Annotated in this window: 23 protein-coding genes; 10 read left to right on the top strand and 13 right to left on the bottom strand. The window is 72.0% G+C overall.

What is annotated here, in order from left to right; genetic code table 11:
• Positions 1–113: 113 nt before the first annotated feature.
• Together ACZ7L4_RS34650 and ACZ7L4_RS34645 are read right to left on the bottom strand one after the other, a co-directional pair.
• Positions 114–1,526: a HEAT repeat domain-containing protein gene (locus ACZ7L4_RS34650; protein WP_472108760.1), complete on the bottom strand. Its 1,413-nt coding sequence runs from the start codon at positions 1,524–1,526 to the stop codon at positions 114–116.
• Positions 1,527–1,805: 279 nt separating this feature from the next.
• Positions 1,806–2,198: an ankyrin repeat domain-containing protein gene (locus tag ACZ7L4_RS34645; RefSeq protein ID WP_450814520.1), complete on the bottom strand. Its 393-nt coding sequence runs from the start codon at positions 2,196–2,198 to the stop codon at positions 1,806–1,808.
• 280 nt (positions 2,199–2,478) lie between these two features.
• Between ACZ7L4_RS34645 and ACZ7L4_RS34640 the strand changes: the two genes are divergently transcribed.
• A complete protein-coding gene (locus tag ACZ7L4_RS34640) occupies positions 2,479–2,673 on the top strand; it encodes a hypothetical protein (RefSeq protein WP_266598445.1) in 195 nt (64 codons plus the stop codon).
• 37 nt (positions 2,674–2,710) lie between these two features.
• Positions 2,711–4,291, top strand: a complete 1,581-nt coding sequence (locus ACZ7L4_RS34635) for a hypothetical protein (RefSeq protein ID WP_472108758.1) — start codon at positions 2,711–2,713, stop codon at positions 4,289–4,291.
• Positions 4,292–4,313: 22 nt separating this feature from the next.
• Here ACZ7L4_RS34635 and ACZ7L4_RS34630 read toward each other — a convergent pair whose 3' ends face one another.
• Positions 4,314–5,807, bottom strand: a complete 1,494-nt coding sequence (locus tag ACZ7L4_RS34630) for an SCO1417 family PLP biosynthesis transcription factor (RefSeq protein ID WP_472108756.1) — start codon at positions 5,805–5,807, stop codon at positions 4,314–4,316.
• Positions 5,808–5,871: 64 nt separating this feature from the next.
• On the opposite strand from ACZ7L4_RS34630, the gene yczE reads away from it, so the two are divergent.
• The 4 genes from yczE to ACZ7L4_RS34610 all read left to right on the top strand — a co-directional run bounded on the left by yczE (position 5,872) and on the right by ACZ7L4_RS34610 (position 9,384).
• The gene (yczE, locus tag ACZ7L4_RS34625; RefSeq protein WP_472108755.1) at positions 5,872–6,582 is read left to right on the top strand and encodes a membrane protein YczE; all 711 of its coding nucleotides are present in this window, start codon (positions 5,872–5,874) and stop codon (positions 6,580–6,582) included.
• Positions 6,579–7,346 carry a glycerophosphodiester phosphodiesterase gene (locus ACZ7L4_RS34620; RefSeq protein WP_472108753.1) on the top strand — a complete coding sequence of 256 codons (768 nt, stop codon included), beginning with the start codon at positions 6,579–6,581 and terminating at the stop codon, positions 7,344–7,346. Before yczE ends, ACZ7L4_RS34620 begins: the two co-directional genes overlap by 4 nt.
• A 45-nt stretch (positions 7,347–7,391) precedes the next feature.
• Positions 7,392–8,747: an MFS transporter gene (locus tag ACZ7L4_RS34615; RefSeq protein WP_472108752.1), complete on the top strand. Its 1,356-nt coding sequence runs from the start codon at positions 7,392–7,394 to the stop codon at positions 8,745–8,747.
• A gap of 256 nt (positions 8,748–9,003) precedes the next feature.
• Positions 9,004–9,384: an RNA polymerase-binding protein RbpA gene (locus ACZ7L4_RS34610; RefSeq protein ID WP_266721963.1), complete on the top strand. Its 381-nt coding sequence runs from the start codon at positions 9,004–9,006 to the stop codon at positions 9,382–9,384.
• An 85-nt stretch (positions 9,385–9,469) separates the two neighbouring features.
• Here the strand turns inward: ACZ7L4_RS34610 and fxsA are convergent, their stop codons facing one another.
• From fxsA to ACZ7L4_RS34590, 4 genes are all read right to left on the bottom strand, one after another.
• The gene (gene fxsA, locus ACZ7L4_RS34605) at positions 9,470–10,069 is read right to left on the bottom strand and encodes an FxsA family membrane protein (protein ID WP_472108750.1); all 600 of its coding nucleotides are present in this window, start codon (positions 10,067–10,069) and stop codon (positions 9,470–9,472) included.
• A gap of 58 nt (positions 10,070–10,127) precedes the next feature.
• Entirely contained in the window at positions 10,128–10,901 is a 774-nt protein-coding gene (locus ACZ7L4_RS34600; protein WP_472108749.1) for a polyprenol monophosphomannose synthase, read from the bottom strand.
• A gap of 550 nt (positions 10,902–11,451) precedes the next feature.
• Positions 11,452–13,074, bottom strand: coding sequence for an amidohydrolase (locus ACZ7L4_RS34595; protein WP_472108748.1), 1,623 nt, complete (start codon positions 13,072–13,074; stop codon positions 11,452–11,454).
• A 524-nt stretch (positions 13,075–13,598) separates the two neighbouring features.
• Positions 13,599–14,039, bottom strand: a complete 441-nt coding sequence (locus ACZ7L4_RS34590) for an Lrp/AsnC family transcriptional regulator (RefSeq protein WP_327664359.1) — start codon at positions 14,037–14,039, stop codon at positions 13,599–13,601.
• Between the two features lie 233 nt (positions 14,040–14,272).
• On the opposite strand from ACZ7L4_RS34590, the gene ACZ7L4_RS34585 reads away from it, so the two are divergent.
• The gene (locus ACZ7L4_RS34585) at positions 14,273–14,719 is read left to right on the top strand and encodes a hypothetical protein (RefSeq protein WP_472108746.1); all 447 of its coding nucleotides are present in this window, start codon (positions 14,273–14,275) and stop codon (positions 14,717–14,719) included.
• A gap of 4 nt (positions 14,720–14,723) precedes the next feature.
• Here the strand turns inward: ACZ7L4_RS34585 and ACZ7L4_RS34580 are convergent, their stop codons facing one another.
• Together ACZ7L4_RS34580 and ACZ7L4_RS34575 are read right to left on the bottom strand one after the other, a co-directional pair.
• Positions 14,724–15,842 carry a phosphotransferase family protein gene (locus ACZ7L4_RS34580; protein WP_472108745.1) on the bottom strand — a complete coding sequence of 373 codons (1,119 nt, stop codon included), beginning with the start codon at positions 15,840–15,842 and terminating at the stop codon, positions 14,724–14,726.
• Positions 15,843–15,870: 28 nt separating this feature from the next.
• Positions 15,871–17,022 carry an Rv3169 family protein gene (locus ACZ7L4_RS34575; protein WP_472108744.1) on the bottom strand — a complete coding sequence of 384 codons (1,152 nt, stop codon included), beginning with the start codon at positions 17,020–17,022 and terminating at the stop codon, positions 15,871–15,873.
• A gap of 262 nt (positions 17,023–17,284) precedes the next feature.
• On the opposite strand from ACZ7L4_RS34575, the gene ACZ7L4_RS34570 reads away from it, so the two are divergent.
• Positions 17,285–17,713, top strand: a complete 429-nt coding sequence (locus tag ACZ7L4_RS34570) for a hypothetical protein (protein WP_472108743.1) — start codon at positions 17,285–17,287, stop codon at positions 17,711–17,713.
• Between the two features lie 20 nt (positions 17,714–17,733).
• Here the strand turns inward: ACZ7L4_RS34570 and ACZ7L4_RS34565 are convergent, their stop codons facing one another.
• Positions 17,734–18,903 (bottom strand): acyl-CoA dehydrogenase family protein, encoded by a 1,170-nt coding sequence (locus tag ACZ7L4_RS34565; RefSeq protein ID WP_472108741.1) that lies wholly within the window; start codon positions 18,901–18,903, stop codon positions 17,734–17,736.
• A 309-nt stretch (positions 18,904–19,212) separates the two neighbouring features.
• On the opposite strand from ACZ7L4_RS34565, the gene ACZ7L4_RS34560 reads away from it, so the two are divergent.
• Positions 19,213–20,454, top strand: a complete 1,242-nt coding sequence (locus ACZ7L4_RS34560) for a glycoside hydrolase family 18 protein (protein ID WP_472108740.1) — start codon at positions 19,213–19,215, stop codon at positions 20,452–20,454.
• Positions 20,455–20,512: 58 nt separating this feature from the next.
• Here ACZ7L4_RS34560 and ACZ7L4_RS34555 read toward each other — a convergent pair whose 3' ends face one another.
• Positions 20,513–21,142, bottom strand: a complete 630-nt coding sequence (locus ACZ7L4_RS34555; RefSeq protein ID WP_472108738.1) for a TetR/AcrR family transcriptional regulator — start codon at positions 21,140–21,142, stop codon at positions 20,513–20,515.
• A gap of 110 nt (positions 21,143–21,252) precedes the next feature.
• Positions 21,253–21,405 (bottom strand): SCO1431 family membrane protein, encoded by a 153-nt coding sequence (locus ACZ7L4_RS34550; protein WP_472108736.1) that lies wholly within the window; start codon positions 21,403–21,405, stop codon positions 21,253–21,255.
• Between the two features lie 187 nt (positions 21,406–21,592).
• Between ACZ7L4_RS34550 and ACZ7L4_RS34545 the strand changes: the two genes are divergently transcribed.
• Complete coding sequence (locus tag ACZ7L4_RS34545; protein ID WP_472108735.1) at positions 21,593–23,074, top strand: M1 family metallopeptidase; 1,482 nt, start codon at positions 21,593–21,595, stop codon at positions 23,072–23,074.
• Positions 23,075–23,095: 21 nt separating this feature from the next.
• On the opposite strand, the gene ACZ7L4_RS34540 is transcribed toward ACZ7L4_RS34545, so the two are convergent.
• Positions 23,096–24,490, bottom strand: a complete 1,395-nt coding sequence (locus ACZ7L4_RS34540; RefSeq protein ID WP_472108733.1) for a peptidase C39 family protein — start codon at positions 24,488–24,490, stop codon at positions 23,096–23,098.
• Positions 24,491–24,519 lie beyond the last annotated feature (29 nt).

The raw sequence follows: 24,519 nt of genomic DNA, 5'->3' as shown, positions 1-24,519 counted from the left end.
AGTGGATCTTTCCTGGCGAGGAACGGTCCGTGAGCTTCAGCCGCCCCTCGACGTCCGGGGAAACAGCAGGAGGCGGCCCCGTCCCACGGGGCCGCCTCCTGTACGTCAGCGCGTCACAGGGCCGTCGCGTCCGGGCCGATGCGACTGCGGACCGCGGTCTGCACCTCGTCCTCCTCGGCCGGGTCGGCGGCGAGGCGACGCAGCTGGTCGACGACGCGGGCGTCGCCCGTCTCGGCATGCCGCGCGGCGACCTCGCGGGTGCTCTCCTCGCAGTCCCACAGGCACTCGACGGCGAACCCGGCGGCGAAGGAGGGATCGGTGACGGCGAGCGCGCGGGCGGCGCGGCCGCGCAGGTGGGAGGAGGCCGTCTCGCGGTAGATGTGCCGCAGCACGGGGGCGGCGCAGCCGATGCCGAGGCGTCCCGCGCCGTCGACGAGCGGCCAGAGGGTGGGGTCGTCGGGGCCGTCGCCGCGTACTGCCTCCCGTAGGGAGGCGAGGACGAGTTCGCCGTCCTGGGCGCCGCCTCTGCAGGCGAGGATGCGTCCGGCGGCGGCGCCGAGCGCGTCGGGCCGGGGGGCCCACTGCCGGGCCCGCTGCACGACGGTGACGCCGCTCATCCGCTCGAAGGCGTCGAGGGCGGCGTCCACGACGGCGCGGGAGGGCGCCTCCACGGCCGCCTCGATGAGATCGAGCACGGCCGGGTCGTGCATGTCGGCGAGGTAGCGAAGGGCGGTGCAGCGGGCCCCGTCGGTCCCGTCCTGCGCGGCCCGCACGATCAGGGCGTGGTCCTCGGGACCCGCCACGGCGGTCAGGCAGCGGGCGGCGGGCACGTACAGGACGGCGCCCCGCTCGAAGCCCTCCTGCGCCCAGTCGAAGACGGCCTGCACGCTCCACTCGGGGCGCGGGCCGGCCGGCCGCATCTGGCGCTGCCAGCGGTCGAAGGAGCCGACTTCCTGCGCGGCACGCACGCGTGCCCCCACATGTGGGCGCGGGTCCTCGGCCCACAGGCGCCAGGGTCGCGGCTCGAAGGCGTCGCGCACGACGGCGGCGAGCTCGGCCTCGGCGTCCGCGGGGAAGCGGGCGAGGACCGGCTCGGCGAGCGCGCGCAGGCCCGCGTCGTCGTCGCGCAGGGCCAGCTCGTCGAGCGCCCAGGCCCAGTTGCCGCCCACGGCGGCGTACCTGCGCAGCAGCTCCAGGGCGTCCTGCCTGTCGTAGGAGGCGAGGTGGCCGAGGACGGCGAGCGCCAGGCCCGTGCGCGACTCCTCGGGGTCGAGGAGGTCCTCCGGGTCGAAGAGGTGCCGCTCGATCTCGTCGAGCTCGCCGTGGAGGTCGACGTAGAGCCGGGCGTAGTAGAGCGAGCGGTTCTCCACCTGCCAGTCGTGGCGGGGGTCGCTCAGCACACAGTGATTGATGGCCGCGAGCGCCTCGGCACGCGGCGCCGTCAGCGCGTGCAGCGTGCCGTCGCCGCGGCCCCGCTGCAGCAGGCCGAGCAGCGTACCGCTGGGCGCTATGACCGGTTCGAACATGGGAAACAGCCTCACATCAAGCGTCGACGCAACCGGGATGCTCACCTACCTGGCCACGCGACAACACGTCGGAGCGCCCGCCGTCTCTTGCTTGCTGCTACCCATTTCTCTGCCTCTCGTCCAAGGCCCGGAACCGGGCCGTTCACGGCCCGCTCTGCACGTGGGCACCACCTGCCCCGGCCTCGCGTCCGTAAATCACGCCGTCATCATGACCCAGCGGCGGAGCACACCGCGACCACATTTCCCGTACCCCCGTTTTGCCTGGTCAGAGCCAGTGTGTCAGGAGGCACCGAAGAGGTCGACGAGCTCCGTCTTGCCGAACATCCGAGCCGTGTCGACCGCCGAAGGGGTCCCCGCGGTCGGGTCGGCGCCCCCGTCGAGGAGCGCGCCGATCACGCCGTCGGCGCCCTTGAAGACGGCGCCCGCGAGCGGGGTCTGGCCCTTGTCGTTGGCGAGGTTGGCGTCGGCGCCGCGCTCCAGGAGGGCGCGTACCGCCTCGGTGTGCCCGTGGTAGGCGGCGAGCATGACGAGCGTGTCGCCCCGGTCGTTCGTGAGGTTCGCCGGAACCCCCGCGTCTACATAGCCCACCAGAGCCTCCGTCTCGCCGCGTCGCGCGAGGTCGAAGATCTTGGTGGCCAGCTCCACGACCTCCGGGTCGGGGGCTTCGCTCATCGGGCGGACCGCCTTTCTCATACGTGCCGGTACGGCTGTGCAGCCGTACGAGTGAATCGACAGGGTACTGCCCGGTCGGGCACATGGCCCGACCCCACCGAGGCAAAGATCACGGAGAGTGCGGACGACCGTCCGGCAGCACGCTCGAGCGGATCAGCAGCGACTCGCGAACGGGTGAAAACAACAAATTTCCACCCATTTGCACCTTTTGTCGTATAGATACATGCTGTGAGCCTGGAAGAACTCATGGTGACTGTCCCCATCAACCAGGAGAACCCTCATGATCCTGTCCATCTCGGGCGTCGTGCTGCTCGGCATCATCGTCTTCTTGTTCTTCCGCAAGGACGGCCTGAAGGCATCGCACGCACTGGTCTGCGCCCTCTTCGGCTTCTACTTGGCGGGCACGGCCATCGCCCCGAGCATCAAGGCGGGCGGCCAGAGCCTCGCCAGCCTGCTCGGCGGGATCAAGTTCTGACGGACCACTCACCCGCACACACCACCAGGAGAACGACGTGGCCAGGCGCCCACTCCCCCGCATTCTGAGCAACGGCAGCGCCACGATCGCCCGGAGCCGGGACATGGCTCGGACGGCCGCCGACGGTGCCACCGACGTACTCCACCCCCTCATCACGGTCAGCCGTGGACTGCGCCGCCTGGCCGCTGCCGGGCGGCACAAGTGGGCGGACACCCCCAAGGAGCGGCGCGGACCGCTGCTCTTCCTGGTGGCCGCCGTCGTCCTGGTCGTGGTGTTCATTCCGTACGGTCCGCTGCTGGCGCTCATCACCCTGATGGCGGCGGCCGCATGGAAGGGGCGCGATCCGAAGCCGCCGGAGCAGACCGGCCCCGACGATTCGCAGGTACAGCGCCTCTCGTCCCTCTACGAGGCGCTCGTGCCGTACTTCTCCGTCGCCGACGACCCGAGCCCGCTGTACGCGCACGGGGGCGACTGGGAGAAGGCCTTCGAGACGTTCGACTTCGACGGCGACGGCCGGGTCGACCGGATCGACATCCGCTACCCCGCCTACTTCACGGACGGGGAAGCGGCCTCGCGGGCCCGGATCGAGCAGCTGCTGCACGCCAAGCTCGGCCGGGACCGCGAGTACCACTTCGCGTGGGACGAGGAGGGCAACCACCTGTCGGTGACCGTGCTCGACCCGCTGCCCACGGACATCGCGGCCCAGCCCTTCGTCACCTCACCCGGTGAGACCGTGCTCGGCTTCACCGACGGGACGGGCGTCCAGCGCACCCTGCCGGTCATGGCGGGCGAGGAGGAGCGGGACGTGCCGCCCGTCGTGTGGCGCACCGGCGTCCGCTCCACCGAGCCGCACCTGCTGGTCGCGGGGCAGCCGGGCAGCGGCACGACGTCCTTCCTGCGCTCCGTCGCGCTGCAGGCCCTGCGGCACGGCGACGTACTGATCGTCGAGGGCAGCGGGACGGGCGACTACGCGTGCCTGGTCGGCCGCTCCGGTGTGCTCGCCGTGGAGTGCGGGCTCGCCGGCGCGCTGACCAGCCTCGAATGGGCGGCGCACGAGACGGAGCGCCGGCTGATCGCCGCGAACCGGGCGCGCCAGGCCGGGCATCCCACCCCGGACGACATCAAGCGCCCGCTGTGGATCCTCCTCGACCGGCCCAGCGCGCTGGGCCACCTCGCCGCGGCGGACGGCCGCAAGGACCCGCAGACGCTGCTCCAGGTGCCACTGCGGCACGGTCGCGCGGCCGGCGTGACGGTCGTCGTGGCCGAGCAGTTCGACAGCCTCGACGCCCTGATCGACCCGGTCCGCCAGCACACCCGCGCGCGTGTGGTGCTCGGTCCCGCCGCCCCGGAGGAGCTGCGGGACGTGCTCGGCACCGTGCCGCAGACGACGCCGACCGCCGACATCCCGGCGGGCCGCGGCTACGCCCGCCTGGGCAACGGCCCGGTGCACCGCCTCCAGGTCCCCGCCACCCCGGACCCGTACGACGACGCGACGAGCGAGGCGCACCGGCAGGCGGTCACGGCGCTCCTGCCCGAGCGCAGCACGCCGGCGGACGCGACCGTCGAGACGCCGGTCGAGGCGGTCCCCGACGAGGCCGAGGCCCTCTCCCAGCGCTGACCTCGCGCTTGTCTCTCGGGCCTTACGCGATCAGGGTGCGCGGCACGTCCCCGCCCGCACCCTGACCGTCCCTCACCAGCTGCGCCGCCGCCGCGAGCCGCGCCGCCGCCTCGTCGGCCACGGCGCCGCCCACGGTGAACGGCAGCCGCACGTACCCCTCGAAGGCCCCGTCGACGCCGAAGCGAGGACCGGAGGGGACGCGCACCCCGACCCGCTCGCCCAGCTCGGCGAGGCGCGATCCCGACAGGCCGCCGGCCTTCACCCACAGGGTGAGGCCCCCGCTCGGCACGTCGAACTCCCAGTCGGCCAGCTCCCGCCGCAGAGCGGTCACGAGCGCGTCCCGGTTCTCGCGCGCCTGCCCGCGCCGCAGCGCGACGGCCTCCTCCCAGCCCCCGGTGTTCAGCAGCCAGTTCACCGCCAGCTGCTCCAGGACCGGGGTGCCGAGGTCCGCGTACGCGCGCGCGGCGACCAGGCTGCGGATGACGTCGGGCGCGGCCCGCACCCAGCCGATCCGCATGCCCGCCCAGAACGCCTTGCTGGCCGAGCCGACCGTGACCACCGTGGAGCCCGCGGGGTCGAACGCGCAGACGCGGCGCGGCATGTCGAGGTCGGCATCGAGATGCAGCTCGGTCATCGTCTCGTCGACCACGAGCACCGTGCCCGCCGCGCGCGCGGAGTCCACCAGCGAGCGGCGCTGCTCCTCGTCGGCGAGCGCGCCCGTCGGATTGTGGAAATCGGCGACTACGTAGGCGAGCCGCGGCGCCGCCTCGCGCAGCACCTGCCGCCAGCGGTCGAGGTCCCACCCCTGGAGCCCGTCGGCCATGGCGACAGGGACGAGCCGGAGGCCCGCCTCGCGCATCAGTTGAAGGATGTTGGCGTACGACGGTGATTCCACCGCCACGCGCTCCCCGCGGCCCGCGAAGAGGTGGCAGATCGCGTCGATGGCGCCCATCGCGCCGGTCGTGACCATGATCTGTTCGGGCATGGTCGGGATGCCCTGCGCGGTGTACCGCTCGGCGATCATCGTGCGCAGCGCGGGCAGCCCCGCCGGGTAGTCGCCGTGGGTGTGGGCGTACGGCGGGAGTTCTTCGAGTGCGCCCTGGACCGCGCGGGTCAGCCACGGCTCGGGGGCGGGCAAGGCCGCCGTGCCGAGGTCGATCATGGAGCCGAGGGCCTCGGGCGGCAGGGGTTCCAGGCCGCGCGCGGGGAGCGGGTTCCCGGCGGGCACGGCGGTCCAGCTGCCCGCTCCCCTGCGGGACTCCAGGAACCCTTCGCCGCGCAGCGCCTCGTAGGCGGCCGCGACCGTGGTGCGGCTCACCGAGAGTGCCTGGGCCAGTTCGCGCTCGGCAGGCAGCCGTGTGGCCACCGGGACGCGGCCCTCCAGGACGAGGAGGCGGATGCCGTCGGCGAGGGCGCGGTAGGCGGGCGGGCGGCGGGTGCCCGCGGGGCGCGGCTGCTGCGAGGTGAGCAGCCGGGCGAGCTGGGTCGAGCCGATCGCCGAAGTCCACTGGGCCATGCGAGCCAGTCCACCTTCCTCGAATTGGCCATGGTTGGCATCCGATTCCACGCCACAGAGTGTCATGCGTCAGGCCACTACCACCACAGAGGGGCTCACCTTGTCCGCGTCACCGTCCGCTCCGTCGCCCGGCGGCCCGCTCGTCCGCCGCCTCGTGCAGCTCTACGCAGGTCTCGCGCTGTACGGCGCCAGTTCGGCGCTCCTCGTGGAGGCGGGGCTCGGCCTGGAGCCCTGGGGCGTGCTGCACCAGGGGCTCGCCGAGCTGACGGGCATCTCCATCGGCGTCGTGTCGATCATCGCGGGCGCGATCGTGCTGCTCCTGTGGATCCCGCTGCGGCAGCGGCCTGGCCTCGGCACCGTCTCGAACGTCTTCGTGGTGGGCCTCGCGATCGACGGCACCCTGGCGATCGTCCCCGATGCGCACTCCTACGGAGTGCGCATCCCGTTGATGCTGGCGGGCATCGTGCTCAACGGCGCGGCGACCGGCCTCTACATCGCGGCGAAGTTCGGCCCCGGGCCGCGCGACGGCCTGATGACGGGGCTCCACCAGCGCACCGGCCGCTCGATCCGCCTGATGCGCACGGTCATCGAGGTCGCCGTCGTGGCGAGCGGCTTCCTGCTCGGCGGCACGATCGGCGTCGGCACGGTCCTGTACGCCCTGGCGATCGGCCCGCTGGCGCAGTTCTTCCTGCGCTTCTTCGCCGTCCCCGCGTCGCCCGCCGGTTCCACGGTGGTCGCCGTGGGCACATGGCGGCGGGCCATACTGCGACGGTGACCTCGCGCGTACGCCATCCCTACCTCGACCATCCGGGGCCGCTCGCCCTCGCCCACCGGGGCGGGGCGGCGGACGGCCTGGAGAACACCGTCGCCGCGTTCCGCCGCGCGGTCGACCTCGGCTACCGGTACATCGAGACCGATGTCCACGCGACGTCCGACGGGCGCCTCGTCGCCTTCCACGACGCCACCCTTGACCGGGTCACCGACGGCGCCGGCCGGATCGCCGACCTGCCGTGGTCGACGGTGCGCCACGCGCGCGTGGCGGGCACCGAACCGGTGCCGCTCTTCGAAGAGCTGCTGGAGTCGTTCCCGGACGTGCGCTGGAACGTGGACGTCAAGGCGGAGCCCGCGCTCGTACCGCTCCTCGACCTGCTGCGCCGCACGCGCGCGTGGGACCGCGTCTGCGTCGGCTCCTTCTCGGAGGCGCGCGTCGCCCGCGCGCAGGCCGTCGCGGGACCCCGCCTCGCCACGTCGTACGGCACCCGGGGCGTACTGGGCCTGCGCCTTCGCTCGTACGGGGTTCCGACCACGCTGCGCCGCTCCGCGGTCTGCGCCCAGGTGCCGGTGGCGCACGGCCCGGTCCGGGTGATCGACCACCGCTTCGTACAGGCAGCCCACGCGCGCGGGCTGCAGGTCCACGCGTGGACGGTGAACGACGAGCAGGAGATGCGGCGACTTCTCGACCTCGGGGTCGATGGCATAGTTTCCGATCACATCGAGACGCTGCGGGACGTCCTCAAGGACCGGGGGACGTGGGTCTGACCGCCACCCCGCGGCGCCGTGGGCGGGGACGGCAAGGGGACACGGGTGGGCACCGAGATCGCGCGGGAGACGCCGCCGGGGGCTTCGACCCCCGCCGAGCGCAAACGCGAGCAGCGCGGCTGGTACTTCTACGACTGGGCGTGCTCGGTCTATTCGACCAGCGTCCTGACGGTGTTCCTCGGGCCGTACCTGACCTCGGTCGCGAAGGCCGCGGCCGACCCTGAGGGCTTTGTGCACCCCCTGGGCATCCCGGTCCGCGCGGGATCCTTCTTCGCGTACTCGGTCTCCCTTTCGGTGATCCTGTCGATCTTCGTGATGCCCCTCGCGGGCGCGGCGGCGGACCGTACGGGCCGCAAGAAGCCGCTGCTCGCGCTCTGCGCCTACATAGGCGCGGCGGCGACGGCCGGGATGTTCTTCCTGGACGGCGACCGCTATCTGCTGGGCGGCCTGCTCCTCGTCGTCGCGAACTCCTCGCTCGCCGTCTCGATGGTGCTCTACAACTCCTACCTGCCGCAGATCGCCCCTCCGGAGGAGCGCGACGCGGTCTCCTCGCGCGGCTGGGCCTTCGGCTACGCCTCTGGCGCCCTGGTTCTACTGACGAACCTGGTGCTGTACACGGCCCACGACACCTTCGGTGTCTCCGAGTCGACGGCGGTGCGCATCTGCCTGGCGTCGGCGGGCGTCTGGTGGGGCGCGTTCACCGTGGTGCCGCTACGCCGCCTGCGCGACCGGCGCACGCAGCCCACTCCCGGCGGTACGGCCTCAGGACCGCGGCAGCTCCTGGCCACGGTGAAGGACATGCGCCGCCACCCGCTGACGCTCTCCTTCCTCCTCGCCTACCTGGTCTACAACGACGGCGTGCAGACGGTGATCTCGCAGGCCTCCGTCTACGGCTCCGAGGAGCTGGGGCTCGGCCAGTCGACGCTGATCGTGGCGGTGCTCCTCGTGCAGCTCCTGGCGGTGGCCGGGGCGCTCGCGATGGGCCGCCTCGCGCGCGCGTACGGCGCCAAGCGCACGATCCTCGGCTCCCTCGTGGCGTGGACGGTGACGATCGGGGCCGGCTACTTCCTGCCCGCCGGGGCGCCCGCGTGGTTCTTCGCGCTGGCCGCCGGAATCGGGCTCGTCCTGGGCGGCACCCAGGCGCTGTCCCGCTCGCTGTTCTCGCATCTCGTGCCGGCCGGGAAGGAGGCCGAGTACTTCTCCGCGTACGAGATGAGCGACCGCGGGATGAGCTGGGTGGGGCCCCTGGTGTTCGGGCTCGCGTACCAGCTGACCGGGAGTTATCGCGACGCGATCGTGTCCCTTGTGGCCTTCTTCGTGATCGGTTTTGTCCTGCTCGCGCGGGTTCCGGTTCATCGGGCGGTGCGCGACGCGGGCAATTCCGTACCGGCCCGGATTTAGCACCTGAAGGCAAATCCCGGTAGTGTACGCGGTTGGCCTGCCAGGCGTACCGTTACTGCACGTCTAGATCGCGAAACGCCAGGTGACATCCTGCGTGAGATGTGACAAACCGGTCACCGGTGGGTACAACAAGGGGCGGCTACGACGGCGACGCATGACCCGGAAACCGGGAATCTTTACCGCCGACCGGACGTTGACCGGATGACGACGACAGCGACACCTGTCCTGTGGGCGACAAGCCCGGGAGGCACGATTCATGAGTGAGCGAGCTCTTCGCGGCACACGCCTCGTAGTGACCAGCTACGAGACGGACCGCGGCATCGACCTGGCTCCGCGCCAGGCCGTGGAGTACGCATGCGAGAAGGGACATCGCTTTGAGATGCCCTTCTCGGTGGAGGCCGAAATTCCGCCGGAGTGGGAGTGCAAGGTCTGCGGGGCCCAGGCACTTCTCGTGGACGGTGACGGCCCTGAGGAGAAGAAGGGCAAGCCGGCTCGTACGCATTGGGACATGCTGATGGAGCGGCGCACCCGTGAGGAGCTCGAAGAGGTCCTCGAGGAGCGTCTGGCAGTTCTGCGTTCGGGCGCGATGAACATCGCGGTGCACCCGCGGGACAACAGCGGCCGCAAGTCCGCCTGATCCCAGAGGCACACCGCAGCACAACGGCCGGGGCCGGACACACACCGTGTGTCCGGCCCCGGCCGTTCGTCGTGGGCCCGTCGCGTCAGGGCGTGAGCGGCGGCCGCGGGTCCGTGTTGTCGTCCCCGCGCGGGCCCGGACGCTCGTCGTCCCTGATGACCTCGCCCTGGATCACGGTGCCGCCGGACTGCCGCATGCGGGCCTGCTGGAACGCGTCACCGAACGGGCTCTGCCCCGCAGTCGCGCCCATGCTGCGCTCGACCTTGCGCTCGGTGTACCGGCTCAGCGCCGTGCGCAGCGGCGGTACGAGCAGCAGCAGGCCGAGAGCGTCCGAGATCAGCCCAGGGATCATCAGGAGGAGCCCGGCGAGCATCAGCAGGCCATTGCCCTGCGAGCGCTGCTCAGGGGCCTTGGAGGCCTCGGGAGAGCCGCTCTGCTGGCGCTGCAGCGTCTCGGTGAGGTTCTTGAACGCGCGGCGCCCCGCGGACTTCATCACCACGGAACCGAACACGATGCCGGCCACCAGCAGGATGCCGAGCGTGAAGCCGCCGATCGCGCCCGCCACCACCGTGAGCAGCCAGATCTCCAGGACCATCCAGGCCGCGACAGCGAGCGGCAGATACCTGCGGAGCCGGGAGCGCCGGGCTCCGGTGGACGGATTACGAGGCGGAGTGCCAGTGGTCATGCCCCCAGTTTGCCTGGGGTCGGATGCGATTGGCGTAAGCGGGGGATCAAGATCGCTCTCAGCGATCGCCGTGCTTGCGCCCCAGGACCTTGTCCACCCGCGCGCCCACACCCCACGTGGTGACCCGCCACAGCGCCTCCACGACGATGTCCTTGCTCATCTTGGAGTCCCCCCGCACGCGCTCGACGAAGGTGATGGGGACCTCGACCACGTGATAGCCCTCCCGCACCGCCCGCCGGGCCAGGTCGACCTGGAAGCAGTAGCCCTGCGAAGCGACCTCGTCGAGGCCGAGGCCCTCCAGGGTCTCCCGGCGGAAGGCGCGGTAGCCCCCGGTGACGTCGCGCAGCGGGACGTCCAGGAGGAGGCGCGAGTACGTGGAGCCGCCGCGGGAGATGAACTGGCGGGACCTGGGCCAGTTGACGATGCGCCCGCCGGGCACCCAGCGCGAGCCCAGGACCAGGTCGGCGCCCTTCAGCGCGGTCAGCAGGCGGGGCAGCTCCTCGGGCTGGTGCGAGCCGTCGGCGTCCATCTCGACCAGGACGCCGTAGCCGTGCTCCATGCCCCAGGCGAAGCCCGCCAGATAGGCGGCGCCCAGGCCCTCCTTGCCGGTGCGGTGCAGGACGTGCACCTGCTCGTCCTCAGCGGCCAGCTCATCGGCGAGTTTGCCGGTGCCGTCGGGGCTGTTGTCGTCGGCGATCAGGACGTGCGCGGCAGGCACGGACTCCCGGACGCGGCCGACGACGGGCTTGATGTTCTCCGCCTCGTTGTAGGTCGGGATGATCACCAAGGTCGTGCCCAGAGGGCCGAACTTCCGCCCACCGCCGTCGCTCACAGCTTCCCCTTAAAACTTCCGTCCACAAGAGGACCACCATAGCGAGCACCCCAGTTCACGCCGATAAGGCGCCCTGGATGAGCCGGGTGAGCCGGATGAGTCGACGAGGGCCGGTAACGGAACCGGTCACTGCGGAGCGGCGAATACTGCGGATCGGGGCCGGGCGTCCTTCGGGCCGACCTGGGGCCCGCTGGCTGCGGGTCGACCTAAAGCCGTTGTCTACTGAACGCCCGGGCCCCACCCGGGTCGCACCTGGCCGACCGGCCGGAACGTTCCAGCGCCCCGTGGCGCGGGCGCTGGGCCTGGCTCCCAGTGGTGGTACGCCGGTGCGGCGCACCACCCCCTGACCCAGCTGCGTTCTACGACTGCCTGGACTTCCCCGGTCGTGCCTGGAGGTGGTGGACCCGGCCGAACCTACCCGTCGACCGCCGCGCCTTGTCAACAGGCGTTCCACCTGCGGCTCTCCGCGAACTCCGCTGGTCAGCGCGGAGGATTCGCAGGTCGCACGGGACCGTGCCGCGACAAGATCGAAGTCGTGGCGCCCCGGTTATCACTCGTCCGGCCGTACGAAGACCGTCTGACCGAAGACCACCGTCCGCAAGCAGACAGGGAGTTGGGCGCCCGGGGAGAGGTCCGGCAGGCCGGGCGTGCCGGAGCGCGGATCGGTCGACCAGCGGGCGACCCGGTCGTCCGGGGCCTGCACGACCAGCTCGTCCGTGCGCCAGACGGCGTAGTCGGCGGGGGCACCCGGGACGAGGATGCCCGCGTCGTCGCGACCGACGGCGCGCCAGCCCCCGCGCGTGTGGGCGGTGAACGCGGCGCGTACGGAGACGCGGTGTTCGGGCGTCCGGTGGAACGCGGCGGCGCGGATCGTGCCCCACGGGCCGAGCGGGGTGACCGGGCTGTCGGAACCGAAGGCGAGCGGGACGCCGGCCTTCAGTAGGGCCGCGTACGGGTTGAGGGTACGCGCCCGCTCGACGCCGAGGCGGTCGGCGTACATGCCGTCCTCGCCGCCCCACAGGGCGTCGAAGGCGGGCTGCACGGAGGCGGTGAGGCCGAACTCGGCGAAGGCGGCGACGGTTTCGGGGGTGAGCATCTCGGCGTGCTCCACACGGTGCCTGGCCGCGCGTACGCGCGCGAGGCCGACCCGCTCGGCGGCGGCGCGCATGCCATCGACCACCGCGGTGACGGCGGCGTCGCCGATGGCATGGAAGCCCGCCTGGAGGCCGGACTCCGTGCAGGCGACCACATGGGCGGCGATGTCCTCGGCCGACATGTAGGCGGTGCCGTTGTGCGGCGCGGCGGCGGTGTCCGCGTAGGGCTCGTGCAGGCACGCCGTGTGGGAGCCGAGGGCGCCGTCGACGAACAGGTCGCCCGCGGCGCCCAGCGCGCCGAGTGCGCGGGCGCGTTGGATGTCGCGGTCCGCCCAGTAGCCGGCGACGCGCGGGCCCGGCTCGGAGCGGGCGAGGTCGAGCAGGCCGGTGAAGTCGTCCTCGGAGGAGATGTCCGGGCCCGCGCACTCGTGGACCGAGCCGATGCCGAGCGAGGCGGCGTGCTGGAGGGCGGCGCGCTGGGCCTCCGTACGTTGCTGGGGGCCCACGGCGGCGAGGGCGGCGGCGCGGACGGCGTGGTGGGCGTCGCGGGTGAGGGGGCTCTCCGCGTCGAATCCGGGGCGGTCCGTGATGCCGGGGACGAGGTCGAGGAGGGCGGTGCTGACGGCGGCCGAGTGCACGTCGATGCGGGAGAGGTACACGGGGCGGCCCGCGGTGGCCTCGTCGAGCTCGGCGCGGGTGAGGGGGGTGCGGTCGGGCCAGCGGGCGGCGTCCCAGCCGTGGCCGAGGAGGACGCGGTCGGTGGGGTTCGCGACCGCGTGTTCCCGTACGAGGGTCAGGGCCTCGGTACGGGTGCGGGCGGCCGTGAGGTCGAGGCCGGTCAGGGCGAGGCCGGTCGACGTGGTGTGGACGTGGGCGTCGGTGAACGCCGGGGTCACCAGGGCGCCGTCGAGGTCGATCACCTCGTCCACGCCGTCCGTGAACGCGTCCGCGGCGCCCTCCGAGCCGACCCAGGCGACGTGGCCGGCCTCCACGACCATCGCGGTGGCGAACGGGTCGGCGGGGCTGTGGATCTCGCCTCGGCGCAGGAGGACGGTGCGGGGGGTGGGGGGCGTGCTCATGGTGACAGTTTCCCGTGTCCGTGGGGTGGGGTGTGGCAGGGGGGTGGGCGGTGCCGGGGTTTGGGGGCTGTGGCGGGGTTGGCGCCGGCGGTGATGGGGGCGCGGCACCGGGGGCCGGGGCCTCTGCCGGGGTCGGCGCCTGTCGTCATGGGTGCGCGGCACCGGGGGCCGCCTTGCCCACCCTGCCGCCCCAGGCGGCAGATTGCCCAAGGCGGTTGCGGCCCAGCGCCACGGGTGGGGAGGCGTAGCGGCGGCAGACGCCCGAGGCGGGGGCGGTCGACCGCGATGCGTGGGGAGCCGGGCCTCGGCACACGCCCGAGGCGGGGGTGCGGTCGCCCGTAAGGTGGGGGGGGGGAGCCGTTCCGGCGGCGGATTGCCGAAGGCGGTGGCGGTACCCCGTTGGGCCGACGCCCCCGGAGGGGGCGGGTGGGTGGGAGATGGGTGGCGGGCGGACGAAAGTCCGGCGGGTGGCCGTGGCGCGGCCTCGTACCGGCCCAGCCGCGCCCTCCGGCCCCGCCCGCCCCCTAAACCCGCGGAGGCCGCGCCTCGTACGGCGTGGAGAGGACCACCGTCGTGCGGGTGGAGACGCCTGCCAGGGAGCGGACGCGGGCCAGGAGGTTCTCCAGCTCGTGGGGGGTCTCGACCCGGACCTTGAGGATGTAGTTCTCGTCGCCGGCCACGCTGTGGCACGCCTCGATCTCGGGGACGCCCGCGAGCCGCTCCGCGATGTCGTCGGGGGCGCTCGGGTCGAACGGTTTCACCGAGATGAACGCGGTGAGCGGCAGGCCGACCGACTCCGGGTCGACGACCGCGGCGTAGCCACGGATCACCCCGCGCTGTTCGAGGCGGCGCACCCGCTGGTGCACCGCGGACGTGGACAGGCCCGTGGCCTTGCCCAGGTCGGTGTAGCTCATCCGCCCGTCCTTGACGAGCAGCTGCACAATCTGTCGGTCGAGCTCCTCCATGCCGCTGAACCTACCCGCCCCTTGATCCTCACGGATACCTGAAGGAACGAGATGGGCGATACGTCTACCGCCGGACGGGCAAGTCCATTCGACATGTGACGAACACCACAGGCCTCGGGCCGTGTCCACCGGCATGGAGTGATTACCTCGACGAGGAGCCGGGAAATGCTTGCTGTGGCCGAGGCCGCCACTCATGGACATCAGCGGCCGGCCCACCCGAGGGGGAGAATCCCATGCAGAGTGTGAAGCGTTCCGGACGTCCTGGCGCGCGCGGCCGCCAGCAGGCGATCGCCGAGCCCCAGCCGGAGGGCGTCGAACCCGACCTCTTCGACGCCGAGGGGGACGCGGGATACGAGACGTTCGAGATGTACCGGGTGGCCTGCCCCGACTGCGGCAAGGCCATCGCCCTCCTCGCGGAGGAGGAGGTGCTGCCGGAGCACGCCCATGTCACGTCCCCCTGGGACCCGTTCGGGCTCACCGTCTGCGTCGGCAGCGGCAGGACCGTCACGGACGCCCTGCCCACGGACGACCTGGTGGGCGCCCAGGAGCAGGACGCCGCACTCCTGTTGACGCTCCCTCAGGGGCTCGACTGGCGTACGCAGCCGTTCTCGCACGCCGGTGGCCCCGGCTCGCGCCCGATCCGGGTGCCCGACCAGCCCTACCGCCGGGCCGCCGCCTGATCCGCTACGACCGGTCGGCCCAGTAGCTGCCCCGCACCATGGCCCGCAAGCTGTCGTGGTGCAGGATCAGCGTGTCCGGGTCCGCGGGCTCGGTGACCTCGCCGAAGTGGATCTGCCGGCGGGCGACGCGGAGCATCACGACGGCGTGCCGCAGGGCCGCGTAGAGCGTGTAGAAGTCCATGTCGCGCGGGGTGTGGCCGGTGAGTCGGGCATACCTGGCCTCGACGCGGTCGCGGCGCAGGAAGTCCGGCAGTCCCCGCTGCCCGAAGGTCTCGGTCAGGTCCTGGAAGAAGCGGTGCAGATACACCGTCCAGCCGAGGTCGACCTCGCGCGGGGCGAGCGCGGCCATCTCCCAGTCGAGGACGGCGGCGGGCGTGAACCCGTCCTGTTCGTAGATGATGTTGCCGATGCGGGCGTCGCCCCAGTTGAGGACCGAGGGGCCCGGCTCCCGCGGCCACAGCTCCTCCAGGCGCGCGAAGGCGCTCTCGATGAGCGGCGAGGGACTGCGGCCCTCAACCACCCATGCGTAGTAGGCGCGTTGGGCGTCGACGTGGCGGCGCAGCGGGCTCCCTTCCCCCGGCAGTTCCAGGAAGGACGCCTCGGCCGCCGGCACGCCGTCGTGCAGCCGCGCGAGCACCCGGACGCTCGCGTCCTCCAGGCGTTCCCGTTCGTCGTCGGTCGCCTCGTGCAGCCAGTTCCCCTCGTACGTATAGGGCATGACGTCGGGCGGCACGCGGCCCGCCACCCGTTCCATGACGAAGAACGGGGCGCCGAGCGGCCCCGCGTCCCCCTCCAGCCACAGCACGCGCGGCACCGGAAGGCCGGTGCGCTCGGCCGCGAGGCGCATCGTCCGGTACTGGCGCGGCATGTCGTACACCGGAAAGATCGTGTACGCCGACGGGTCCGCTGCCAGTCGCAACGCGCAGGCGCGCACGGGCGGTTCGGGGTGCTCGATGTCGAAGAGCAGGGTTTCGCTCGACATGCCGTTGGACTCGGGGACGGTGACGTTCACCGCCTTCGCGCCTGGCAGTCGGCGGCCGAGCCACGCGGTCAGGCGCCGGGCGATCTCCTCGGGCTCGCGGGTGGACGTGCGGGGCCTGGGCTGTCGGGGCGCTGTCGCCATCGTCGAACTCCCTGTCCGTGAGGGGTGGTTACGACCGTTCGGGAGCCGGGGCCACCGAGTCGAAACCCGTGAAGCCGCTGGGGTCGTGGCGGCCGAAGGAGCCGTGCTCGAAGATGCCGTGCCCGACCTGCCCGTCGAGGGTGAAGCGGGCGGCGTGGTCGATGACCCCGTACGCGGCCCGGGGGTGGGCCGCCGGGTCCGCCAGGTCGTACGTCAGCCGCTCGCACCAGTCGCGGCCGCGCCAGGTCCCGTGCTGCCAGTCGTCGGCCGGCGGGTAGCCCGCGCCGACGGCGAGCGGGGAGGAGGCGAGGATCTCGACGCCCACGTCGAGCGGTTTGCGGTCGACCGGGTCCATGAGGTGGATGACCGCCCGCTCGGGGTGGCGGGTGCCGGGGCGGTAGGTGATGTCGGTCTGCGGCCAGCCGAGTTGGCGGTCGCGGTGGCCCTCGCGGACGACCGTGGCGTCGTTCAGGGTGCGGTAGCCGTCGGCGTCCTCCTGGGTGATCACCATGAGGAAGCGGTCGTCGAAGCGGACGGGCGCCCAGATCCAGTGAAATCCCTCGGTGGGGAGTTCCTGCGCGAGCCGCCCGCCGTCCTCGCCCGGTATCGGCCGCACTCCCCAGCTCCGGTCGCGGGTGCCGGTCCAGCCGTCCAACCGGGTCTCCCGGCCGCCGATCCGCAGCCACCCGTCGCACCGCCCGGCCTGCACGAACCGCTTGCCCTCCAGGGTGAGCCGCGCCCCCTTGCGCTGGGTGTGGTGCGGCTCCCACAGGGCCGGGAAGTCGGCGCTCCAGTTGATCTCGTACGAGAGCCCGTCGGGGTCGTCCGGATTGGCGGCGCAGCTGAGGACGAAGTCCTTGAGCGGGCGCTCGACCAGTATCTGCAGCGGGCCGACCCGCATGTTCATCCGCGTCTCGTCACTCAGGGCGTCGGACGCGCGGACCGCGTGCAGGGTGTCTTCGACGCGCAGAGTGGCGTAGGCGTCGATCACCCCCAGGTTCGGGTAGACGCCGAGGCCGAGGATGAGCAGGAACCGGCCCTCGGGGTCGACGAGATGGAAGATGCAGCGGTCGTAGGCGTTGCGGTCGCTGGTGGCGACGTGCTTCATCGACAGCGGCACCTGGTGGACGGGGTACTCGTCGAAGGCGACCGGGCGGTCGACGGCCTCGTCTGCGGACACGGCAAACCTCCCTGAAAGCACGGCGGTTGGCGTCGCCCGGAGGGGTGCGGCCTGCCCGGCGGCGGAGTTGACGGTACGTCAGCTCGGCGTTGCTGGCCAGACGTTCGACCGGCCGACACCACGCGTACGGGGATGTCGTGAACTGACGCTCGAATTCGTCAACCAGTGACCTCGCCAGTCCCTCTTTCGTTGAACGGACATGACCTCGACGCAGACCTCGGCACCTGCGCCCACGGGACGACGCAGGCGCATCCTCGTACCGGTGACAGCAGAATCGGTTCACCAGGAGCGGCAGTCCCCCACGTCCCACCCGCTTCCCCAGGGCCGGCAGACGCCACAGGAACAGCAGTCCCAGCAAACGTCACAGGTTCAGCGCACCCCTCAGGCCGCACAGCCCCCGCGGCCTTCCGAGCCCCCGGCCGCGCAGCCTCCGGCGCTGCAGCCCCCGGCCCTCCAGCCCGCGGGACCGCAGCCGCTCCCCCGCCCGCAGCAGGCGCGGCCGCCCCAGCCGCCGCACCCGCAGCCGCCCCAGCCGCGCCTGCACAACCCGCCGATCTACCAGGCGATGATCACGGCCTGGACCGAGCGGGGCCGGACGCTGCCGGGGCGCGAGGACCCGGAGTGGGCGCGCCTGATCGCGCCCACCGTGCGTCCCGGGCAGTTCAGCGCGATGCAGAGCACCCGGCAGTAGGTCCCGCGGCGCCGCGGGACCTACTGCCGGCCCGTCTCAGGGCCGGCGAGGTGACGGGCGATGACCATGCGCTGGATCTGATTGGTGCCCTCGACGATCTGGAGCACCTTCGCCTCGCGCATCAGGCGCTCGACGGGGAAGTCGGCCGTGTAGCCGTATCCCCCGAGGACCTGCACCGCGTCCGTGGTGACCTTCATCGCGGCGTCCGTGCACAGCAGCTTCGCCATGGCGGCCTGCTTGGAGAAGGGCCTGCCCGCGTCCCGCAGCCGGGCCGCCGACAGATACAGGGCGCGGCCCGCCTCGATCTGCGTCGCCATGTCCGCGAGCATGAAGCGAAGGCCCTGGAAGTCCGCGATGGGCCTGCCGAACTGGGCGCGCCCCTTCGCGTAGTCCACCGCCGCGTCGAGCGCGGCCTGCGCGACGCCGACCGCGCAGGCCGCGATCCCGAGGCGGCCCGAGTCGAGCGCGGAGAGGGCGATCTGGAAGCCCTGCCCCTCGTCCCCGAGGCGGCGCGCGTCGCTCACCCGCACCCCGTCCAGGTGGATCTGGGCGGTGGGTGAGCCCTTCATGCCCATCTTCTTCTCGGGGACCGCCGCGCTCAGGCCCGCCGCGTCACCGGGCACCAGGAACGCCGTGATGCCGTGCGCGCCCTCGCCTCCGGTGCGCGCGAGGACCGTGTAGAAGTCGGCGACGCCGCCGTGGGTGATCCAGGCCTTCGTCCCCGTGAGCACCCAGTCGTCGCCCTCGCGGACCGCCTTGGTGCGCAGGGACGCCGCGTCGGAGCCCGAGGACGGCTCGGAGAGGCAGTAGGCGCCGAGCAGGCCGCCGCCCAGCATGTCGGGCAGGTGCTCGGTGCGCTGCTGCTTCGTCCCGAAGTTCGCGAGGGCGTGGCAGGACAGCGAGTGCACGCTGACGCCGAGACCCACCGTGAGGCGGGCGGCCGCGAGCTCCTCGAGGACCTGGAGGTAGACCTCGTACGGCTGCTCGCCGCCGCCGAACTCGGCGTCGTACGGCAGCCCGAGCAGTCCCGACTCGGAGAGGAGCCCGAAGGTCTCGCGCGGGAAGCGGCCCGCCTCCTCGTCCTCGGCCGCGCGCGGGGCGATCTCCCGCTGCGCGATGTCGCGGACGAGCCGCATCAGATCCTGAGCTTCGTCCGTCGGCAGCTGACGCTCGACTCCTGGCTCCGGCATGGCGACGCTCTCCTCCCTGGGCGGGCACTGCGGCGGCGGCCGCCGGGTGGGCGGGCGCCGCCGGATGGTCACTGCCGGGCCGATGCTGCCCCTCCGGATCACGGAAAGCGCAGACCACGCGGCCGCGGCGTGTCGAGTATTCCCGATCCGGAGCACCCCGTCACTGGTTAACGACCGCTTACTCAAAGTTTTTTCGCTGCGGCGGAATTGGTTCGGACCATTGACCCCACTGGTCTAGTCCTTCTAAGGTGCGGCGCGCAGGTCCACAGCACGAACCCCCCACGCTCCCCTCCCCCACGAGGAGACACGATGCTCAGACCGCACCTCCCCAGTAGAGGCCTCAAGGCCCTCCTCTCCGCCGCATGTTGCGCCGTCCTCGGCGCCGGGCTGCTCGCCGGAGCGGGCGGCGCCTCGGCACAGCCGCAGAGCGACACCGAGCCGAAGGCGGCCGGCTCGAAGGTCGTCGGATACTTCACCGAGTGGGGTGTCTACGACCGCAACTACCACGTCAAGAACATCGAGACGTCGGGCTCGGCGGACAAGCTCACGCACATCAACTACTCCTTCGGCAACGTCCAGGGCGGCAAGTGCGCGATGGGCGACTCCTACGCCGCGACCGACAAGGCGTACACGGCCGATCAGTCCGTGGACGGCGTCGCCGACACCTGGGACCAGCCGCTGCGCGGCAACTTCAACCAGCTGCTCAAGCTGAAGAAGAAGCACCCGGAGCTCAAGGTCCTCTGGTCCTTCGGCGGTTGGACCTGGTCCGGCGGCTTCGGCGAGGCGGCCAAGGACCCGGCCGCGTTCGCGCAGTCCTGCTACGACCTGGTCGAGAACTCCAAGTGGGCCGATGTCTTCGACGGCATCGACATCGACTGGGAGTACCCGAACGCCTGCGGCCTCACCTGCGACACCAGCGGGCGCGACGCGTACAAGAACCTGATGGCGGCGCTGCGTTCGAAGTTCGGCGGTGACTACCTGATCACCTCCGCCATCCCGGCCGACGCCTCGGAGGGCGGCAAGCTGGACGCCGCCGACTACGCGGGCGCCGCCCAGTACGTCGACTGGTACAACCCGATGACGTACGACTTCTTCGGCGCCTGGGACGCGAAGGGGCCTACCGCCCCGCACTCGCCGCTGACCTCGTACGACGGCATCCCGAAGGCGGACTGGCACTCCTCGGCCACCATCGCGAAGCTCAAGGCGATGGGCGTGCCCGCTTCCAAGCTGCTGCTCGGGATCGGGTTCTACGGGCGCGGCTGGACCGGCGTCACACAGGACGCTCCCGGCGGCACGGCGACCGGGCCCGCGGCCGGCAAGTACGAGCAGGGCATCGACGACTACAAGGAGCTCAAGAGCAAGTGCCCGGCCACCGGCACGGTCGGCGGCACCGCGTACGCGCACTGCGGGAACGACTGGTGGAGCTACGACACCCCGCAGACGATCGCGGGGAAGTCGGAGTACAAGAACCAGCAGGGCCTGGGCGGCACCTTCTTCTGGGAGCTGTCCGGGGACACGCCGGACGGTGAGCTGATCAAGGCGATCGGCTAGCCGCCCAGCCCGCCCCGAACACCCGCTCCCCTGACCACGCGCGCGTACCCGCGTGTGGTCAGGGGAGCACCGGCGCCGGGTGCGAGGGCTCGAACTCCTCGATCACCTGCAGGGTCTCGCCGAGCGTGCGCACCAACAGGGCGCGCACCGTGCCCCGTTCGAGCGCGTGGTGGCCGATCCAGTCGAGGGTGATGCCCTCGACGCTGCACAGCCAGCCGAGCAGCGCCGTGCGCGCGAGCAGCGGCACCTGCGCAGTCCCGTACGCGGCGCGGGCGATGGTGTCGATCAGCGCGTCCCGCACCTCGTCGCGGATGGCCTGCACCTGGGCGTCGAAGCCCACACCACCCGTGACGATCGTGCGGTACGCCGCCTGGTTCCGCTCCGCGTAGCGCAGATAGCCGTCCACCGTGCGGTGCACGCGCTCGACGGGGGCCAGGTCGCCCACGCTGCTGGCGCCGTCGACGAGTTCACCGACGGACTCCTCGATGATCGCCAGGTAGTAGCCGCGCTTGGACTTGAAGTAGTAGTAGATGAGCCCCTTGGCCACGCACGCGTGCTGCGCGATGTCGTCCATGGACAGCGCGTCGTAGGACGTGTCGGCGAACAGCTTGCGGCCGATGGCGATGAGTTCGGCGCGGCGGGCGGTGGAGCGGTCGGCGCCGTGCGCCCGTTGTTGGCTGGTGTTCAATTCCGGCCCTGGTCTCGGACTCCGTGCGGAAGCCCGCAGTATGGCACTTTTCGGGGTGCCCTCAAGACTCCGAGGTGGGGCGTCTCACGTCGCCGTGGGCGACGGCGCGGTCACATCCAGCCGAGCTGGGTGACGAGCATCGCGAGGACCACGACGAAGGTCCAGCCCAGGACGTGTTCGAGGATCTTGGGCCCGTTGTCCTCGGGCCCGCCGGTGCGGGCGCGCGTGGCGGCGGTGGAAGCGGTGGCGGAATGCGCGGTCATGGGTGTCTCGCTCGGGTCGCGGTGCTGGTCCTGACTCCCCCGGCTGCGCCCGTGCCCCCCGTCCGGCGCCCTCTCCACCTTGCCATCGGATCGCCGTCCCGCGGCCGAGACCTTGGTCACGTACAACCGGGCCGGGGCGTCACGCGTCCCACATTGCGACGCGTTCCGTCCGACCGGAAGGTTCCCGATGAGTACGTACCGGACACCCCGCCGCAGAACCCGTCTCGCCCTCGCGGCGGCGATCACCGTCACGGCCGCGCTGACCGGCCCCGCGGCCGTCTCCCGGGCGGCCACCGACGCCGCGACGCCGGGCGCCGCGGGCCTCGGCGACCCGATGTTCCCGCTCGACGGGAACGGCGGCTACACCGTGCGCCACTACACGCTCGACTTCGACTGGCAGGCGCCGCGGACCCCGTTCGCCGCCGCCACCACGATCAGGGCCACCGCGACGCAGGCGCTGTCCCGCTTCGACCTCGACTTCGCCGGGAACGAGCTGCGCTCGGTGACCGTGAACGGCCGCGCCGCCGAGACCCGGCGGGACGGCGACGAGCTGATCGTCACGCCCGCCGCACCGATCCCCAGGGGCGCCGCCTTCACCGTGAAGGTCGGGTACACCGCCGACCCGACGCAGGTGCGCCACCGCGACGACGCGATCGAGGACTACGGCTGGATCCCGACGCCCGACGGGACGGTCCTGTACCCGCAGCCCAACGGCGCCAAGATGATCTTCCCGGCGAACGACCACCCGAGCCGGCGCGCCCCCTTCACGTTCCGCGTGACGACCCCGGCCGACCGCACGGCCGTCGCGAACGGGCGCCTCACCGACCGCACGGAGCGCGCCGACGGCCGGATCCGCTGGACGTACGAGTCCGAGCAGCCGATCGCGACGCAGCTGGTCCAGCTGGCCATCGGGAAGTTCACGCTGGTCGACAGCAAGGGCCCCGGCGGGCTGCCGCTGCGCGATGTCGTGCCGGACCACCTGGTGGCACCGACCAAGCAGTACCGCGACCTGACGCCCGAACATCTGACCTGGCTGCAAAAGAAGTTGGGCCCCTACCCCTTCAACCGGTACGGCGTCCTCGTCGGCGACACGGACCTCGGGGTGGCCCTGGAGACGCAGACGCTGTCCCTCGTCCCGAAGGCGGACCTGCTCGGCACGAAGGTCGACGCCGAGCGCAATCTCGTCCACGAACTGACCCACCAGTGGCTCGGCGACAGCGTCGGCATCGCCACCTGGTCCGACCTGTGGGTGAGCGAGGGGCACGCCCGCTTCTACGAGCGCTGGTACTCCGAGGAGCACGGCGGCGACAGCTTCGAGGCCGCCATGAAGACGGCCTACGAGAACCACGACCAGTGGCGCCACGACTACGGCGCCCCCGCCGAGCCCACGGAGCCGAACCTCTTCAAGCGGATGCGCTACGACGGCTCGGCGCTCGTCCTGTACGCGCTGCGCGAGCAGGTCGGCGCGGACACCTTCGGGAGGATCGAACGGGCCTGGGTCACCCAGTACCGGGGGAAGACGGCGTCGACGGCCGACTACATCGAGCTCGCCTCGAAGGTCGCGGGCCAGGACCTGACCGGCTTCCTGCGCCCGTGGCTGTACGGCTCGAAGACCCCGCCGATGCCGGGCCACCCCGACTGGGTGGTGAACCCTGTGGTCACGGGCTGACCCGGCCGGCGCGGGGCGCGCTCAGCGCACGCCCACCGCCGCGAGCGCCTTGCGCTGCTTCTCGGTCGGGTGGGCCGGGAAGTACAGGTAGCAGACGCCACCGGTGCCGGAGACGACCTTGCCGGTGGCGTTGTAGCGCTTGGTACGGAGCCAAATATTTTCCCACTCGCGCCTCTTGTAGACGCGGCGGACCGCGGGGTCGCTGGGCGAGGCCGGGTCGTTGGCGATCACGTCGCCGTCGGCGGTGAAGCCGATGACCGTCATCAGGTGCCCCGACGTGCCGTACCCCGCTCCGGTCAGCTCCTCCTTGAGGAACGACTGGGACGTTATGGCCGGGATGCCGGCCGCGATCAGCTTCTCCAGGTCGGTGAGGGAGGAGAGGCGGGTGACGACGCCCTGCAAGTCCTTGTACGTCGCCGCGTACGCCGCGTTGAACGGCCAGTTGCCGCAGCCCTCGTACTGGTAGTCATACGTATGACGGGCGGCGTGGCAGACCTGCGGGTCGGCGAACGAGGGGTCCACCCAGGCCAGCTGCTCGGCCGTCGGCTTCCGCCCCCAGTACTCGATGATCATCTGCGAGGAGGTGGGGCTGCACCAGGCCTCTCCCCCGTTGTCGTACTCGGGGTACTGGCCGACGTGGATGTTCTGCGAGTAGCGCGGGACCTTCAGCTCCTTGGCGAGGCCCGGCGTGGACGCGGGGACCGTGAAGCGGTCCGGGACGTCCGAGCCCATGGCGCCCAGGCGCCACACCGTGGGCGCCGCCTTCGAGCCCGGAGCGCGCAGCAGCCGCAGACGCAGCCGGTACGAGGCCAGGCGGAGGCCGGACGCCGCGTCGTCGATGGAGAACGTGTCCGTCCAGATGCTCGACCTTCCGTCGGACTGGTCGTCCACGGACGTGCGGCGGATGTCGGCGTCCTTGTCGTCGCCCGCGGTCCAGCGGCCCATGACGTACCAAGGGGTCGTCGCGCCGTCCGTGTAGGTGCCCTGGAGTTCGACCTGGATCCAGGTGCCCTTCGGGGTGTGCGCGTTCCAGGACGCGATGACCTCGGTCGCGGGGACCGAGAGCGCGTGCACCGGCGAGAGCCACTCGGCGTACTCCCACTCGGCCGTCTTGTTCAGGTGCGGGTCCTTGTACGTCGTCGTACCGGCGGGCGCGCCGATCGTCACGCCGGGGCGCGCGCCGCCCACGACGCGCGTGCCGTGCGCGGTGCCGGAGCGCCAGTCGGTGGACGTCGTCCAGGTGCGGTTGTCCACGAGGCGGTTCACGGCGCCCTTCCGCGCGGTCGGTGCGGACTGCCGCGCGGAACCGGCTGCGCGCGCGGCGCCCGTCGCGGCCGTCGTGGCGAGCGCGGCGCCCGCGGCCGCCGCGAGAACGGTTCTCCGGGAGAGCGGGGACGGGGTTTCGGGTCGGGTCATCGGCTGATCCCTCGGTCGTCGGTTCTGAC

It is taken from the genome of Streptomyces sp. NPDC107575, from assembly GCF_055657265.1.
The sequence above is the reverse complement of the archived record's forward strand: the minus strand, read 5'-3'. Positions and strand labels throughout refer to the sequence as shown.